The organism is Gilliamella sp. B14384G12 (assembly GCF_016101825.1).
In the GTDB taxonomy this organism is placed as follows: domain Bacteria; phylum Pseudomonadota; class Gammaproteobacteria; order Enterobacterales; family Orbaceae; genus Gilliamella; species Gilliamella apicola_N.
On the sequence record NZ_JACFPU010000006.1, the window covers coordinates 14,506 to 31,216 of the forward strand.

Genomic DNA, 16,711 nt, shown 5'->3' on the forward strand with positions numbered 1-16,711 from the left:
TCCTAAATTCATAAAATAAACAAGAGATAATAAAAATATATCTTTATTTTATTATCTCTTAAATTAACTAATTTTTAAGCTTATTTAATTAAGGTTGTTTACCAATATAAGCCAAAATACCACCATCAACATAAAGAATATGACCGTTAACAAAATTTGAAGCTTCAGATGCTAAAAATACGGCTGCACCGGCTAAATCATCAGGAGTACCCCATCGTCCTGCTGGTGTTTTAGCAATAATAAACTGATCAAATGGGTGACGAGAACCATCTGCTTGTTTTTCACGTAATGGTGCAGTTTGAGGGGTGGCAATATAACCTGGGCCAATACCATTACATTGAATATTAGCATGACCAAATTCAGAACAGATGTTTTTAGTTAACATTTTTAAACCACCTTTAGCGGAGGCATAACCAACAACCGTTTCACGACCAAGCTCACTCATCATTGAACAGATGTTGATAATTTTACCACTGCCTTTTTTGATCATTGAAGGAAGAACCGCTTTTGCCATAATAAATTGACCAGTAAGGTCGATATCAATAATTTTTCGATAATCAGCAGCACTTGTTTCAAGCATTGATTTACGTTGAATAATGCCGGCATTATTCACTAAAATATCAATCACACCATGTTCTTTTTCAATTTGAGCAATGGATTTTTCAACAACAGCTTCATCTGTAATATCAAATAGATAGCCATGTGCATCAATACCAGCCTCTTTATAAGCATCAAGGCCTTTTTGTAAATTTTCAGGTACCACATCATTAAATACGATTTTCGCTCCAGCACTCGCTAATGATTTTGCTATCTCAAAACCGATGCCATAAGACGCGCCCGTTACCAGCGCTATTTTATTGGTGAGTGAAAATTTATTTAAAATCGACATAATTATATTCTCCGTTATCGTTATGATAGACAAAAAGGGTCTATCACATTTCTTCTAATATGTTAGCTGGCACTTTGGTTAAATAAAGTGCGGGTTCATCTTGTGCATCACATGAGTATAAAACGTATTTATTATCAGGTGAAAATGATGGATGAGGATGAGTCACTTGACGATCACCATCTAAAACTCGCCATGTACTATTATGCTTAACCAATTTATGTGCTGTTTTTGTTTTAGGTGCTAAAATATAAAGCCATGGATCATTTTCAATTTTGTAACCACTGGTATCAATTACGTCAACTGGGCTGCCAGTTCCATCTCCAATATACAGCGTACCATCAAAATTACTCATTAAGTGTGAACAAGCTGGCATCTCCATAATTTCTTTATCTTCATTCGTCACAGGATTATAAAGACGGATATATCGTTCTTGTTGTCCTTTCATATAAGACACATAAGCAAGTCCTGATCCATCTGGAACCCAAAATTCATGAGTACAACTCTCACCAGGTAAATTATCATGGGCTTTTCGTTCATTTTTACCATCACGATCGACCAACCAAATTCTTGCATCAACTAAATCATGAGGCCCTTCATGGCAAAATGCGATAGTATTATCATCAAAAGGTCTAAAAATTGGATGTCCTAACCATACATTTTGATCAATTACTGTTTTAGCTACACCCGTTTCAATATCAATCTTGATTAAACGGCAGTGTGGATTTTTATCATAAAATGCTTTAAATATTGTCCAGTCGGTAAGCGGTGTCCAATCTTTTTTATCAATTTCAATACCGACAATTTCATTACAATCACTATTGGCAACCCATGTACCATAACCTACCCATTCATCAGGTACAGTATAAACATTTTTTTCTTCTAAAGTTTCAAGATTAACTTGTTGTAAATTGCGTTCGTTTTTTACATAGTATAAAAATTTATCATCTGGCGATAAAAAACCACCAAAGGTATTATCACCAGGTCCTTCGGTTAGTTGTTTTGCTGTTTGGTTTTCAATATCAAGTAAGTAATAGTTACGATTAGTATCAAACTCACCAGCAAAAAGTAGCTTTTGGCCATCATTAGTAAAGCACTTTTGATAGAAATAATTGCGATGGCATAAAATACCCTCTGGCGTTAACCGAATAATTTCATTTTTTGAATCTTCATCAGTAAATGATGAATATGATAGCTTTACGATATTCCCCTTAGCCATATAAACTCCCTGAATAGAAATACACAAATGTTTAAAAGATATTCATTTATAAATATAGTAATATAAAAAGATTGATGATTTTGTGACTTTCATCACATTGCAATAAATTTATTAAAACATCGTTTTATTTTACTTAAAAAAATTGATATATTTTTTTTCAAGTTTATAATGAAAGTAAAATGTACTAATAACCAATTACAACACTTTGTTATGTAATAAGTTATTATTTCAATCAAAATAGAGGGAAATTATGAAAATAGCACTAATGAACGAATTTAGCCAAGCAGCTAAGAATCCAATTATTTTAAATGAATTAAAAAACGCAACTGAGAAACATGGGCATACGGTTTTTAATGTTGGGATGGATGGCGACAATGATAAAAAATTAACTTATGTTCATTTAGGTATTATTAGCGCTATTTTATTAAACAGCAAAGCTGTTGATTTTGTTATCACAGGCTGTGGAACGGGACAAGGCGCATTAATGGCATTAAATGCATTTCCAGGTGTTAACTGTGGTTATTGTATTGAGCCTACTGATGCTTACTTATTTGCACAAGTGAATAATGGTAATGCTTTATCACTTGCTTTTGCTAAAGGCTTTGGTTGGGGCGCAGAACTGAATGCTCGTTATATTTTTGAAAAAGCATTCGATGGCGAAAAAGGATTAGGTTATCCGCCTGAGCGTCGCGAATCTCAAAACGCTAATGCCGTAATTTTAAATGATATGAAAAATGCAGCAGGAAAAAGTTTAATTGAAGCCTTGAAATCAATTGATCAATCATTACTTAAAGATGCAATCAGAGGCAAACGTTTCCAAAAATGTTTATTTGAAAACAGTCAAAATCCTGAGATTACAGATTTTATCAAAAGTTTACTAGCTTAATTTAGAATTAATTATTTACTGCATCCTAAAATTTTGTGTCATTTCAACTTAATTGATGAAATGGCACATTTCTCATTACTTCTAATAATCTCTTTATTTAATAAATCCAAATAGAATGGTATTAAATATCATTATTAAATTTAATTATTTTTTAGCAACAAATCTTAAACACTATTAATTATCGTGTAATAAAAATTGAGGAATTGGATTGGAAAAGGAAAATTTGAAGATAAAAAAAGCGCTAAGCCTGATATTAGACTTAGCGCACTGTCGTTTAATTATATCGTTTGATTATTTTGCTTTATTTTTTTCGATTAAGATTTTTAACTCTTTTGGTAATACAATATTACCATTTTCATCTCGAGTTATTTTAAATTCAACATCACGTTGCCATAATTCATCACTGGTCACTGATTTAAAATGTTTACTTTTGATCTGTGGTCCAAATGAATCTTTTATTGCTGATTCCCAGCTATCACGAATAGAGTAATTATGTTCAAACGTTACCTTTGGTTTTAAAAACTCATAAGGATTAGCTCGTAAAATATAATTATATCTTGCACTATTAATCGAAATATTATTGTTCATTATATAAGAACCAGTATTAAAGTTATCTGTAAATCCATCCATATTATTGTTTAATGAAATAGAATTGATAATTTTATGATTTACTGGTTGTCCTTCAGCACCTAATTTAAAGCCATTACCAATACTTCCTTTAGCAATGTTCGGTTTAGAGAAAGGAAAACCATTTGAATAAGTGACTGAACTGTCAATTAATACTGGTTCATTTGGACCATCTTCAATTTTATTATAAAGATCAAACCCATCATCGGTATTATTATGTGCAATACATCCTCTAAAGACATTCCCTTTACCAACACCTAATTTAGCGGCAAAGCCATCAGCATTTTTACCTGATTTATCCATATTATTATAAGAATCAGAGTTAAGAATTAAGTTATAAGATGGCCAATAAATTCTATTTTCGTTTTTATTTTTGGCTGATATTGAAAGCCCTGTATCACTATTATTACGGGTAATAACTTGATCAATGACATTATGACTACCCGAAATTCTTAAATAGGCTGGCTTATTATCTTTATCATCAATATTTCCATCAAAGATAACGTGTTTAATAGACCAATAGTTGCTGTCTAACTTAAATGTGTTATTGATAAAAATGGCTTTATGTTTATTAATTGCTTGTATCGTTTTTAATTTATCTGGCAATCCGCTTAATTGAGCTGGAAGAGTTATACCGTCGTAATAGCCATCCATCAAATGAATAACACCACCTGGAACAACGCTATTAACGGCTGTTTTAAAATCCACTGGTGATTGCTCGGTACCTTTATTATCTTTTTTACCTTCTGGTGAAACAATAATGTTAGATAAATCTTCAATTGATGATTGATTTAAATCTACTGTAAAGGTTTGTGTATTAGTTTTTCTTTTATCTTTAAACTCTACAGTAAAGACATTACTACCCTCTTTTAGCTGAGTTGGGAACTGTAATAATTTACCCGTTTGCGCCTTTAATTTTTTATTAATTTCTTTAACGGTTACAGTACCTGAAGTATTTGGGAAAAACTGTAATGTATAATTTTTACTAAATACATTTTCTGATGATGATAAGGTTAAAGTTGGCTTAATATCCACAATAACTTCTGGTTTAGCCGGTAATTTATCATAGTTAACTTTTTCATCATTAAGCGTTAATTTGGAATTTTTAAATTCAACTTTTGCATTTCTAGATGCAAAAAAACCAACATAAATATTTTTATTATCTTGTTGATTTAAAAATCCTGAATAATCATTGGTTGCCCACTGTTTCTCTTCACCTGTCGCATTATTTTTCATCGATAAGATAAATTGATTGTCTGTTCTTGTCATTGTTAAATGCATACTTTTAACATTAACATAGTTAACATTTTCAACATAACCAACTTTCTCAATTGATATGCCTTCATTTCCCCATGCTTTTTTTACGCCATCACGTACTAAGCCGGTTACTTTTACTAAATTATCATTTTTTTGATTTTGAGTAATTAATGCATTCATAATTACATTTGAAGCATTAGGAAACTCTTCGTAACCTGCTGGCTGTGGTTCACTTCTAGCAACGCCAATTGTATCTCGAGCAAATAAACCAACCGCTTCTTGAGCAGCAGGAGTTTTACCATCCACTTCAGGTCCGATTTGCTCTAAGGTAACATCACTTTCTAATATAAAAGTTTGATCAACCGGTAATTGGGTATAAAACACCACCATTCCATCATGTGAGTTAGCAATTTTACCTCCACGACTTTCTAAGTAAAAATCAGAAGGTAACTGATAAGATTGATTTGGAATTAAATAATCGTTTTGACCAGCTATCCAAGCATTATTGGTTCCCACTTTTTCTGGTTTAATAAGCGATGCAAAGTTCAAGTCTGTCGATTGACCAAAGGCTATCGTTTTCCATTCTTGTGCAGAAGCAACGTTAGCATAAAGCATAGATAGACAAAGTATTGAAGTTAATATTTTTTTCATTATGGGTCCTAACATTTTTTATTACAAATTTTAAAGCTTTCCATTACCAACTAATTGATTGTAGTTATTGCTAAACTGTTTGATATCATCCAAGTTATATTGATAAGGCACAGACCAATTCAAATTATCATCAAAATCACAAGAAGATAATTTCAATTTAGATTCATTAAATAAAGATTTTTTATCTACAAGATTATTACCTTTAAATTGTTTAGCTACTTTGCAATGATCTTTCAAACCATCAATCATAAATTGGTTATTTTCAGAAATAACACTACCTCTATAGCCTAGACCAATTGAATATTGGTAAGGATAGATTGTTTTTGATTTATTAACTGCCCCTTTAAAAAGGTTGTTATACATGTGGATTTTGCCAAACCTAACTCGTGGAGCTCGCTGAGTAATATCAGAAAAAACATTATGATGAAGAGTGATATTTAATTTATTTTCATCTTGTTCTGCATTTTTATCGCTGTGCCCAATTAACATGGTTTTATCATGATTTTCAAATAAACAATAAGAAATAGTAATCAAATCGCTACCGCGTTTAATATCTAATAAACCATCATGTTGTACATATTTCCAGCCATCTTTTTCCTGATACATATCATCAGTAAATTTACCGTCAGTAAAAGTGACATGATCCACCCAAACATAACTTGAAGAAATAATATTAATGCCGTCCCATTCAGCATTCCAACCATCACCCTCTTCAAATTTTGGTTCAACGTCAATTGGTGCTTCAATTTTTAAATTACGAATAATGATATTCTCTACATTAGATAAAATAATTGAGCCATTGATAAAACCCGCATCTTCACCCACACCAATTAATGTCGTATTACTAGGAATTTTGATCAGGGAACGTGATTTTTGATCTTCAAAATTTTTATAAGGTTTATTTTCACTAACATCAATCACTCCTGAAATTTGAATAATCCGTGGCTGATTTTTATTGATCTTAATAGCCTCAAGAAGATCTTTCTTATTATTCACCAGAAAGATCATCTCTTTTTTCGCTTTAGAACCACCTATTGTTCCACGCTTTGTTGCGGAATTGAATCCGCCAAAGCCATTGTCAGGTGCAACATCAAGTGCCTGTTTAACTTTTATTGGTGCGGGTGATAATGCGTAACTGTTAAAGCTATATGAGTTAATTGCTAATGGAATTAACACAGCGATAAGTAGTTTTTTCATTTTAATTGATACCTTAATTTTTATTGATGAATTTTATTAAGATCAACAACCAAATCTTGTTTTAACTGAGGATCGTTGTTGATAGCTGTCGCGATAATTTTAGCTATCGCTTGTGCACCTTTTTCTTGAAAATGGGTAGCATCAGGGTTACTAATCACGCCAGAAGTTTGATTTTTATAGTAGGGGTATTTAGGATCATTAGGATCAATAACTAACCAGTAAGACTGCCAGTCATCTTTATGTTGATTAGCAAAGTCAATACTTAATGATTCTAAATCAATTAAAGTTACTTGATTGACTTTAGCGGTATGTTTAATGGTATTGGAATAATCCCCCCAATAAGCAAAACCGGGTTTATTGGCGGTATAATGCATATGACTAACAGGATCGTTACTCTGATTTTGATAAGCAATTTTATTATTTTTATCTTTAAAACGAGTAACTGGCGTCATTAAAATAGGTGTCATTTTTAACTCTTTTGCCACAGCAAGGTAATCTTCCAGAGAAGATTGAAATGACATACTCTCTTGTTTTAATGGATGTTGTTTTTGATTGTTATCGTCATTAGGGTAAGTACACAAATTAGCAACATCCACTTTACCTCGTTTCGGATTACTACTATCACATTTTTCATCATTATGTCCAAAAGCAATGATCATATAATCGCCTTTTTTCATAAAAGGCTTCATCAAGTGAAACCAACCTTCTGTTTTAAAGCTACGGCTTGAACGACCAGATTGCGCACCATTAATGACAATGGTATCTGCTTTATCATTGATGAACTGATCAAAAACTTGTCCCCACCCCATTCTTGGATAAACTTTTTTATCGTAATTAGAGGCTGTTGAATCTCCCAAAATGAAAATGCGTTTTTTTGCGTTTATATTTTCTTTTTTTTGTTTAACAGATTGTTGATAATCAAAAGGTGAATCTTGGCTTATAGGTTTAAAACGCATATCAAGCAATACCGTTTCACTTATTTGACCTGTTGCTGAATGATATCCTCGATTAAATAACATAACATCAAGTAAATCTTTTATTTTTGGACTATTCGTCGTAATTGGATCAAAAGAGTTATCCTTAATACCTACTTGAAGCAATGCTTTATCAAATAATAGATGAAATTTATTATACGTTTTCTTTAATAAATCATCTTCCACAAGAGAAGGTAACGGATTATCAACAAATTTTTCAGGACCAATAAGATTAACTTGTTTAGCCAGCTCACTGGTTAAATAATCAGTTAACGGATTAATATTAACCGTATTTTTTTTATCTTGTTGTAATGTATATACATATGAAAACAGACAATTACCATTACAAAATTGATCACCATTTACTTTACGTTCTAGCGAATTTTTGTTCGTAAAAACAATCAGTGGTGGTGTAAGATTTGATACATCTTGCCGATAAAACCCATCATTGTTGGTGGTTGTTTGTAAAACTTTATTATTAGCATCACGAATAATCACGGATGCGTCTATGGGTTTATTTGCATAAGCATAACCTTGTATGATTGTATTTGCTGATACTTGATTAATTGAAACGCCAACTAATAAAAGTCCAAAAAAGGTTTTCTTCATCATCTTTTCACCACTAACTGTTTTTCCTAACTTTTTATTAATTCACTAAAATTAGAATAAATATGATAATCCTAGGGCTAATTTAGTTTCCCTTGAGTCAGAATGAACACTTTTAGCCACATCTTCTGCAGCAAAATTCACTTGCCAAGCTTTCGTTACTTGCCAATTTATATCTAACTCTTGCTGATAATCATGTCGTTTATCATTTTGTAATACATAGTTCCCTTTTAAGTATGAAAAGCGATAACCAATGTTCCAATCAGGAGATAGGTTAATATCCGTTCCAACATCAAAGCGATTACGTGACCGATTATCGACATAACCTTGAACACTATCTTCGCGTTTGCTTCTTGAAACTTTACGATATTCAAAACGATATTGACTATAAAACGATACATCATCGCTTTGTAACCAAGTCAATTTTAATGCTGGAGAATATCGAACACCTGGGCGTTGTGAATCACTTACATCACCCAACTGATAATGAGGTAAGTTTTCGACACTTTTCGCTTTATAACCACCGCCAGAATAGAATCTAACTTCAATATTTGGTGTTACAACCCATTGATCAGCTAAATAGAAGTTGTAACCGCCATAGATTTGATAATGACTTGAAACAAGATCATCAAATAAAATTCTATTTTTTATTTGGTTATAGGTATTTACACTAAGGCCGATATAGCCTTTTTTATTAAAATCTGCGTATAAACCAAAACTATCGCCATGATAATGAGAACTTAAACCATAATGGTGTGCATATTTAAAATAGGTTTTGTAGGAAAAATCGGAATCTTTACTATTTGATTGACCAAAAGCATAATTGAAACCAACTTTAAACTTAGCTTGCCTTGTATCGGTTGTTTTATTTTTTGATACATCAGAAATAGAAAAGTAAGGACGAAATAATTTTGAATAATTGTAGGTTATTTTAAATTCTTGTTCATAATCATTTTTTTTGTTGTTATAAGCGATATATTTATTTTTATCAAATGCCCCTTTAGTAAATTTATAAGAATTATTAGTAAAATCACCAAGGTAATAATTAAAAGTATAAGCAAGATTGAATGCTTTAAATCCAGAATAGTTCAATGCCCAATCAAAGCGGTGTCTACCACTATTACTTGTGGCTTTATATTTAACTTGCTGGCCAGATACTTTTGCTGTTTTGTAGCGTTCAGCTTGGGATATTTTTTTCCATTCATAGCGATAACGTATACTGCTTGACCAATCGCTATTAAATTTATAACTGTATTTTAAACCCGGCTGATATAGAACTAAATCTTTACTAAATCCTAATTCTAATGCTGGAATTATCGATCCCCATCCATTATCAAGAGTGATATTTTTTTGAATAACAACACCACCTGATCCACCATGCATATCATCATATAAAACATCACGTTTGTTTCCTCCACCTTCAGTAACACCAAATTTGAATTCATATTGCCAATTACTATCTGTTTTATGTATTAGTTTAATAGTGTCTCCATGAATTCTATCCATTGATTTCCAGTTATGTTCATATTGAAAAACGGTTTGACCAGAACCAGCAAAGCTACAGATAGGAAAGGTAGATAGAAACATTAAAAGCGGTATTTTTTTTAATTTATAATTACTCATTATTGTTTTCCTATTTTTTAAAATGCTGTTTTATATTTTTTAATATTTTATTAATATTTTCTGTTAATAAGATCACAATTTAAAAAAACAGTTCTAAAAAAATAATAAAAACATGATATTTATAATGTTAGTTTTTAATACTACGCATATAGTAATTTTCACATTAAATAAATTGTTACCAAAATCACATTTCTAAAAAAAAATTTGGAATAAACTTGTATAAATTAAATATTATTTTAATAATATTTTTAAAACAGTATTTCATAATTGTTAAGGAAAATAGATTTATGGCTTATAATCAGAAAAAAATAACCTTACTAACTCGATTTTCGTATGGTAGTGGTAATTTAATAGGAAGTGGTGCATTAGCAATTAGTGCTGCTTGGTTATTATACTTTTATACAACCTTTTGTGGACTTTCGGCATTTCAAGCAACGTTAATTTTTTCAATTGCGACTTATTTAGATGTGATTTTAAATCCATTAATGGGATTTATTACTGACAATTTTAACCATACTAAGCTTGGGCGTCGATTTGGGCGTCGTCGATTTTTTATCTTATTTGCCATTCCATGTATGATTATTTACCCATTACTTTGGCTTGATGGAATGAATTTCTGGTACTACTTAACGACCTATATTTTATTTGAATTCATCTATACCATGATTATGATCCCCTATAATACGTTACCAGTAGAGATGACTAAAAACTTTGATCAACGTACTTATTTAGCGGGTTCAAAAGCAATGTTTGGTAAAGTTGCTAACTTCTTAGCCGCGGCTATCCCTGGCGTATTTTTCTATTTATTTGATGGAAAAGACTCTCCATTACCATTTTTATTAACGGGTATAACTTACGCATCTATCATGGCAATTGCACTCATTTTACTTTACTTAAACAGTTGGGAAAAATCAGTTGATGAAATTGAAGATGAAACAACTTCTGGTCTTGGAGAAAGCATTGTTAAATTATTTTCAGATGTCTTTTCAACTTTCCGTTTAAAAACCTTTAGAAACCACTTAGGTATGTATCTATTTGGCTTTGGTGCAGAATGGTTATTTGCTGCAACGTTTACTTATTTCGTTGTATTTAACTTAGGTCAACCAAGAACTTTTGTTTCGCAAATGAACAGTTTAAGTAGTATTTGCCAATTAATTTCAACCGCTTTCTTTATGGCTTGGTGTGTAAAACGCGGATTTAAAAGACCATTTGTCATTGCTATATTAATCGTAATTTCTTCAGTAGTCGGTTATATCGGTGTCTACTACCTTAACATGCCTCATGTTACTTGGATTGTTATTGGTATTACTATTTGGTTCGGTTTAGGAACAGGCGGTGTCTATTATATTCCTTGGAGCGTATACACATTCTTAGCAGATATCGATGAAGTACTAACAGGCAGGCGCCGTGAAGGTATTTATGCTGGAGCAATGACCATGGCGGGTAAATTAATGCGTGCAACAATTGTCTTTGTCTTAGGTATTGTATTGAAATACTCTGGTTTTGTATCTGGTGTAGATGCAGTTCAACCACAAAGTGCAATTACTGCAATTAACTTAGTATTAGTCATAGGTGTGTGTGGAATGGCATTATTAGGTATTTTCTTCACATATCGTATGAAATTAGACAAATCAACTCATGCACTTATTATTCAAGAGCTTGATAGATTGAAAAATGGTGGTAAAAAAGAAGATGCAACACCAGAAATAAGAAGCTTAGTTAAAGAGTTAACTGGTTTTGATTATGATAACTGTTTTGGTAACAATAACGTTGGTTTTAAACAACACTAATAAAAATAAATAATAATAATATAATCAATTATAAATCATCTAATCTAACCAATTAGATGATTTTTTTTATATTCTAGATTAAACCAAATTTTTCTAATGCTTTAGCAATACCATCATTATTATTGGTATCTGTTATATATTCAGCTTGGTCTTTTAACCCATCAACCGCATTTCCCATAGCGATTGGATGATCAACAGTAAGAAACATTTCTAAATCATTCATACCATCACCAAAGGCATAAGTTGGCACATCATCAAACCCTTTCATTTTTAAAAGTTCCTTAATACCTCTGCCTTTTGAACCACCATGATTAAAGACATCAACACAATAAGGAGTATTACGAATAAAAGTGAGTTCAGGAAACAACTGACGATAAGCCGATTCACCTTGTTCACAAAGTAATAGCAACATCTGAATAGGTTCTTTTAAATAGATTTCATCATCAACAGGAGGAACATCTTGTTTTAAATAGTGATAAAATTTTTGTGCTGATTGACTATTTTCACTAATTCGCATTGTTTTGTAATTATAAAAAGACAAAGGAATATTTTTCTTTTCTCTAGAAAATTCATATAACCGAGTGATAACGTTTTTATCAATATTATTGGTAAATATCACCTCTTTTTCATAAACAACAACTTGTCCATTCATCCCTATAATCGAGTCTATGTTGGTTTCTTTCATCAAATTAACAACTTCAAGCGGAGTTCTTCCTGTTGCAATCATAGGTATCATATTATTTTTCTTAAGTTTTTTTATTGCATCATAAGAACTCGGCAATAGATCTATATTGCTATTAAATAAAGTACCATCTAAGTCAAAAAATACGATAGCTTCAGGTTTTTTAGTCATATTACAAATCCAAGATATTTTTAATAAAAGGAATAGTTAACTTACGTTGTTGAGCTAATGTTGCTACCTCAAATTTCTCTAATAACGAAAATAAGGTTCGCATATCGCGATTTACACGTTTTAATAAAAATAACCCAACTTCTGTTGATAATTCAAACCCACTTAATTGAGCTCTTAGCTGTAAAGCTTTAAGTTTATCATCATCACTTAATTCTTTTAATTGATAAACTTGCCCCCAAGACAATCTAGAAACCAAATCTGGTAAGATAAAAGAGATCTGTTTAGGTGGAGCACTTGCAGTAATTAATAACTTAGTAATGTTCTTTTCTGTTAATCGATTAAATAAATCGAAAATAGCCTCTTCCCAATCCCTATGGCCCGCTATAGCATCAATATCATCTAAACATACTAAATCATAATTATCTAATCCCTGTAAAATTTCTGGTACTAAATGATAATACTGTTTTAAAGGAATATAACTGGCTAACTTATTTTGACTTGATGCATGTAATAGATGAGTACGGCCAGAAACCGTTGCTGACCATATATAAAAGGCATTAAAACTCTCTTTACCCAATAAGGTTTGCAAAGAATCAAACAATAATTGATTATCACCTACATAAAAACTATCAAAAGTTTCATTATTAGGTAATGAAAAAGGTAAAGGTAGCTGTGAAAGAGTAATAAAGAAACCTCACAATAAAAAAACGAATCGTATTAAGTATAAATTTGCTTTTATAAAAATCAATCCCTTTTATGGAAAAGTAAATAAGATCCTATAAATGTCTATAAAATATTTAATTTTAAAGCAACAAAATACTTTGTAAACTTTCTAAGTTATAACTTCAAATAATTAAATATACAATTTGTATTGGTATGAAATTAATCACATTATTATTATTTATCAAGAACAAAATAACTTATGTTCAATTACATAAAAATACTTTGAGTCGTTCAAATATCATTACACAATTTTCATCACGCTAATTTTGTTTTTTTATAATAAATAATTTAAGCACAAATACTGTTATATATTATTATAAACGAACTTTAATATATCATAAAATCATTGAATTAACCTGAGCTATATTTTCTGATCTAAAAGTAGTTCCGTTAAGTTAAAAATTTAAAAATATTTTCAAAGATCCTCTTATTAATTTGATCCCTGAATCAATATTATAAAAATAGATCATATTACCAAGTGTAAAAATAACTCAATAAAAAGCTAAAAATTAAGCAAACAAACTTATTTTTTGTGGATAACTCTGTGGTAAAACCGGATCATAAGCTGTGATAAGCATATTAACAACCTAAAAAAATAAATTTGTTGTGGATAAGTAATATATTTATCAACAATCTTAAACAGGAAAAGATCCGATCAATTAACAGAGTTTATTCTTCAATAAGATCTTATAAAATAATTAGAAATAAAAGTTATCAACATAAAGGATCCACACTAATAGTAATAAAAATAAAAAGATCATATAAAAGATCTTATTTAATTTAGATCGCGATCAAAATAGATCATTTGACGTAACAAAAAAGATGAGTAAAATTCCTTACGCTAAATAAAACCAAATCACTTGATCAAAAAAATTGATCACCTATATATAAAATAACAAACGAGGCTTTTTTATGTTTTATCCAGATCTTTTTGATGTCATTATCGTTGGTGGTGGACATGCTGGAACCGAAGCCGCTATGGCATCAGCAAGAATGGGGCGGAAAACACTACTTTTAACCCATAATATCAATACATTAGGACAAATGTCTTGTAATCCAGCCATCGGTGGTATAGGTAAAGGTCATTTGGTAAAAGAAATTGATGCTATGGGAGGATTAATGGCACATGCTATTGATCTAGCAGGGATCCAATTTCGAATATTAAACAGCAGTAAAGGACCAGCTGTAAGAGCAACACGCGCCCAAGCAGATCGATCTTTATATCGAAAGGTAATTAGAACGACACTTGAAAACCAAGAAAATTTGATGTTATTTCAACAATCAGTTGAAGATGTGATCATTGAAAACGATCAGATCACAGGTGTTGTCACTCAAATGGGTGTTTCTTTTAAAGCAAAAGCCGTAGTATTAACCACAGGTACGTTTTTAGACGGTAAGATCCATATAGGACTTGATAATTATAGTGGTGGACGAACAGGCGATCCTGCTGCTATAGGTCTATCTAAAGCATTGCATCAATATCCATTTAGAATGGGACGTTTAAAAACTGGTACTCCACCAAGAATTGATGCCAGAACAATTGATTTTTCACAATTAGGTACACAATATGGTGATGATCCTGTTCCGGTATTTTCATTCTTAGGTAAAGCAAGTGAACATCCTAGACAGATCCCGTGCTATATCACTAGCACCAATGAAACGACACACGAGATCATTCGTAATAGTTTGGATCGCAGCCCTATGTATACAGGCGTTATTGAGGGGGTTGGACCACGATATTGCCCATCAATAGAAGATAAAATTATGCGTTTTGCGGATCGTAATTCGCATCAGATCTATTTAGAACCAGAAGGATTAGACAGTAATGAGATCTATCCAAATGGGATCTCAACAAGTTTACCGTTTGATACTCAACTTGCTTTTGTTCGAAGTATGAAAGGATTAGAGAATGCGAATATTGTCAGACCGGGGTATGCGATCGAATATGATTATTTTGATCCTCGAGATCTCAAACCAACGCTTGAAAGTAAAGTGATCAAAGGATTGTTTTTAGCAGGACAGATCAACGGTACTACGGGTTATGAAGAAGCCGCAGCTCAAGGTATGTTAGCAGGATTAAATGCCGCACGCTTTGTTTATGATCAAGATCAATGGTATCCAACGCGTGATCAAGCTTATTTAGGAGTATTAGTTGACGATCTTTGTACACTTGGTACCAATGAACCTTATCGTATGTTTACTTCACGCGCAGAATATCGTTTAATGCTTCGTGAAGATAATGCAGATATTCGTTTAACGGAAATTGGCCGTAAATTAGGTATGGTTGATGATTATCGTTGGCAACGTTTTAATGAAAAATTTGAAGCTATTGAGCAAGAAAGAGCGCGTTTACGTGATATATGGGTACACCCGCATATTGAAACAATCGATGAAGTAAATGCGGTATTAAGTGCTAATCTAACCAAAGAAGCCAATGGTGAAGAGCTGCTTAAACGTCCTGAAATGAGCTATCAAACCTTAAAATCACTGTCACTTTTTGCGCCTGGACTGTCTGATGAGCAAGCTGCTGAACAAGTTGAAATTCAGGTCAAATATGACGGCTATATCAAATTACAGATAGAAGAGATTGAACGCCAAAAACGTAATGAAGAAACACTTATTCCTGATCATATAGATTATGCGGAAATTTCAGGTTTATCAAACGAAGTTGTTGCCAAATTAAAGCAACATAAACCTGTATCAATTGGACAAGCTTCACGTATATCAGGTATTACGCCGGCAGCGATCTCAATGCTATTAGTTTATTTAAAAAAGAAGAATTATGTTAAAAAAGAAACTCACTAGTCTTATTGATCAAACGGATCTTTCGATCTCTGATCTACAAATTGATCAGCTGGTTAACTATGTTGAAATGCTTAATAAATGGAATAAGGCTTATAATTTAACTGCGGTGCGCGATCCAAACGAGATGCTCATTAAACATATTATGGATAGCTTAGTTGTGTCGCCTTATTTAATGGGTCAATCTTTTATAGATGTGGGAACAGGTCCTGGACTTCCAGGTGTCCCATTAGCCATTATTAATCCTGATAAGCAATTTGATCTGGTTGATAGTTTAGGTAAACGTATTCGTTTTTTAAAACAGGTACAATTCGAATTAAAACTTACCAATATCAATCCAGTGCAAAGCCGGATTGAAGAGTATACCGATAAAAAATTTGATGGTGTTATTAGTCGTGCTTTTGCTTCTTTGCAAGATATGCTTAGTTGGTGTAAACATCTGCCTAATCAACAAGGCGCTTTTTATGCTCTAAAAGGCAGTGATATTGATGCTATTCCTGTCGGTTTTACACTTAAACAACATATTAAACTTACCGTTCCACAATTAGATGCGGAGAGAAGTTTAGTTATTATTCAATAGTTTTATTACTCAAACGTATAGTTTACCTGAAACTTCT

The 16,711-nt window shown here is 31.8% G+C and carries 12 protein-coding genes; 4 read left to right on the plus strand and 8 right to left on the minus strand.

From position 1 onward, the window contains the following. Positions 1 to 88 precede the first annotated feature (88 nt). Together H3S73_RS07665 and H3S73_RS07670 are read right to left on the minus strand one after the other, a co-directional pair. Positions 89 to 883, minus strand: coding sequence for a gluconate 5-dehydrogenase (locus H3S73_RS07665; RefSeq protein WP_065739115.1), 795 nt, complete (start codon positions 881 to 883; stop codon positions 89 to 91). Between the two features lie 49 nt (positions 884 to 932). Beyond that, entirely contained in the window at positions 933 to 2,105 is a 1,173-nt protein-coding gene (locus H3S73_RS07670) for an oligogalacturonate lyase family protein (protein ID WP_086326199.1), read from the minus strand. Positions 2,106 to 2,355: 250 nt separating this feature from the next. Here H3S73_RS07670 and H3S73_RS07675 point away from each other — a divergent pair, with 250 nt between their 5' ends. Continuing rightward, positions 2,356 to 2,991, plus strand: a complete 636-nt coding sequence (locus H3S73_RS07675; RefSeq protein WP_198236303.1) for an RpiB/LacA/LacB family sugar-phosphate isomerase — start codon at positions 2,356 to 2,358, stop codon at positions 2,989 to 2,991. Between the two features lie 291 nt (positions 2,992 to 3,282). Here H3S73_RS07675 and H3S73_RS07680 read toward each other — a convergent pair whose 3' ends face one another. From H3S73_RS07680 to H3S73_RS07695, 4 genes are read right to left on the minus strand one after another with little or no spacing between them, the layout of a single operon-like run. Beyond that, positions 3,283 to 5,526, minus strand: coding sequence for a hypothetical protein (locus H3S73_RS07680; RefSeq protein ID WP_198236304.1), 2,244 nt, complete (start codon positions 5,524 to 5,526; stop codon positions 3,283 to 3,285). Positions 5,527 to 5,556: 30 nt separating this feature from the next. Continuing rightward, on the minus strand, positions 5,557 to 6,723 hold the full coding sequence (locus tag H3S73_RS07685) for a polysaccharide lyase family 1 protein (protein ID WP_198236305.1): 1,167 nt from the start codon (positions 6,721 to 6,723) through the stop codon (positions 5,557 to 5,559). Between the two features lie 20 nt (positions 6,724 to 6,743). Beyond that, complete coding sequence (locus H3S73_RS07690; RefSeq protein ID WP_198236306.1) at positions 6,744 to 8,309, minus strand: SGNH/GDSL hydrolase family protein; 1,566 nt, start codon at positions 8,307 to 8,309, stop codon at positions 6,744 to 6,746. A 48-nt stretch (positions 8,310 to 8,357) separates the two neighbouring features. After that, positions 8,358 to 9,926 carry an oligogalacturonate-specific porin KdgM family protein gene (locus H3S73_RS07695; RefSeq protein ID WP_198236307.1) on the minus strand — a complete coding sequence of 523 codons (1,569 nt, stop codon included), beginning with the start codon at positions 9,924 to 9,926 and terminating at the stop codon, positions 8,358 to 8,360. Between the two features lie 287 nt (positions 9,927 to 10,213). Here H3S73_RS07695 and H3S73_RS07700 point away from each other — a divergent pair, with 287 nt between their 5' ends. Next, on the plus strand, positions 10,214 to 11,716 hold the full coding sequence (locus tag H3S73_RS07700; protein ID WP_198227443.1) for an MFS transporter: 1,503 nt from the start codon (positions 10,214 to 10,216) through the stop codon (positions 11,714 to 11,716). A 73-nt stretch (positions 11,717 to 11,789) separates the two neighbouring features. Here the strand turns inward: H3S73_RS07700 and H3S73_RS07705 are convergent, their stop codons facing one another. Together H3S73_RS07705 and hda are read right to left on the minus strand one after the other, a co-directional pair. Next, on the minus strand, positions 11,790 to 12,569 hold the full coding sequence (locus tag H3S73_RS07705; protein WP_198236308.1) for a Cof-type HAD-IIB family hydrolase: 780 nt from the start codon (positions 12,567 to 12,569) through the stop codon (positions 11,790 to 11,792). 1 nt (position 12,570) lies between these two features. Beyond that, positions 12,571 to 13,254, minus strand: coding sequence for a DnaA inactivator Hda (hda, locus tag H3S73_RS07710; protein WP_065738138.1), 684 nt, complete (start codon positions 13,252 to 13,254; stop codon positions 12,571 to 12,573). Positions 13,255 to 14,204: 950 nt separating this feature from the next. On the opposite strand from hda, the gene mnmG reads away from it, so the two are divergent. Next, a complete protein-coding gene (mnmG, locus tag H3S73_RS07715; RefSeq protein WP_086326516.1) occupies positions 14,205 to 16,097 on the plus strand; it encodes a tRNA uridine-5-carboxymethylaminomethyl(34) synthesis enzyme MnmG in 1,893 nt (630 codons plus the stop codon). Then, the gene (gene rsmG / locus H3S73_RS07720; RefSeq protein WP_198236309.1) at positions 16,075 to 16,674 is read left to right on the plus strand and encodes a 16S rRNA (guanine(527)-N(7))-methyltransferase RsmG; all 600 of its coding nucleotides are present in this window, start codon (positions 16,075 to 16,077) and stop codon (positions 16,672 to 16,674) included. Before mnmG ends, rsmG begins: the two co-directional genes overlap by 23 nt. Positions 16,675 to 16,711 lie beyond the last annotated feature (37 nt).

Coding starts and splice junctions, on each gene's coding strand:
- H3S73_RS07670 (WP_086326199.1), bottom strand. CDS start 2,105: ATGGCTAAGGGGAATATCGTAAAGCTATCATATTCATCATTTACTGAT.
- H3S73_RS07675 (WP_198236303.1), top strand. CDS start 2,356: ATGAAAATAGCACTAATGAACGAATTTAGCCAAGCAGCTAAGAATCCA.
- H3S73_RS07680 (WP_198236304.1), bottom strand. CDS start 5,526: ATGAAAAAAATATTAACTTCAATACTTTGTCTATCTATGCTTTATGCT.
- H3S73_RS07685 (WP_198236305.1), bottom strand. CDS start 6,723: ATGAAAAAACTACTTATCGCTGTGTTAATTCCATTAGCAATTAACTCA.
- H3S73_RS07690 (WP_198236306.1), bottom strand. CDS start 8,309: ATGATGAAGAAAACCTTTTTTGGACTTTTATTAGTTGGCGTTTCAATT.
- H3S73_RS07695 (WP_198236307.1), bottom strand. CDS start 9,926: ATGAGTAATTATAAATTAAAAAAAATACCGCTTTTAATGTTTCTATCT.
- H3S73_RS07700 (WP_198227443.1), top strand. CDS start 10,214: ATGGCTTATAATCAGAAAAAAATAACCTTACTAACTCGATTTTCGTAT.
- H3S73_RS07705 (WP_198236308.1), bottom strand. CDS start 12,569: ATGACTAAAAAACCTGAAGCTATCGTATTTTTTGACTTAGATGGTACT.
- mnmG (WP_086326516.1), top strand. CDS start 14,205: ATGTTTTATCCAGATCTTTTTGATGTCATTATCGTTGGTGGTGGACAT.
- rsmG (WP_198236309.1), top strand. CDS start 16,075: ATGTTAAAAAAGAAACTCACTAGTCTTATTGATCAAACGGATCTTTCG.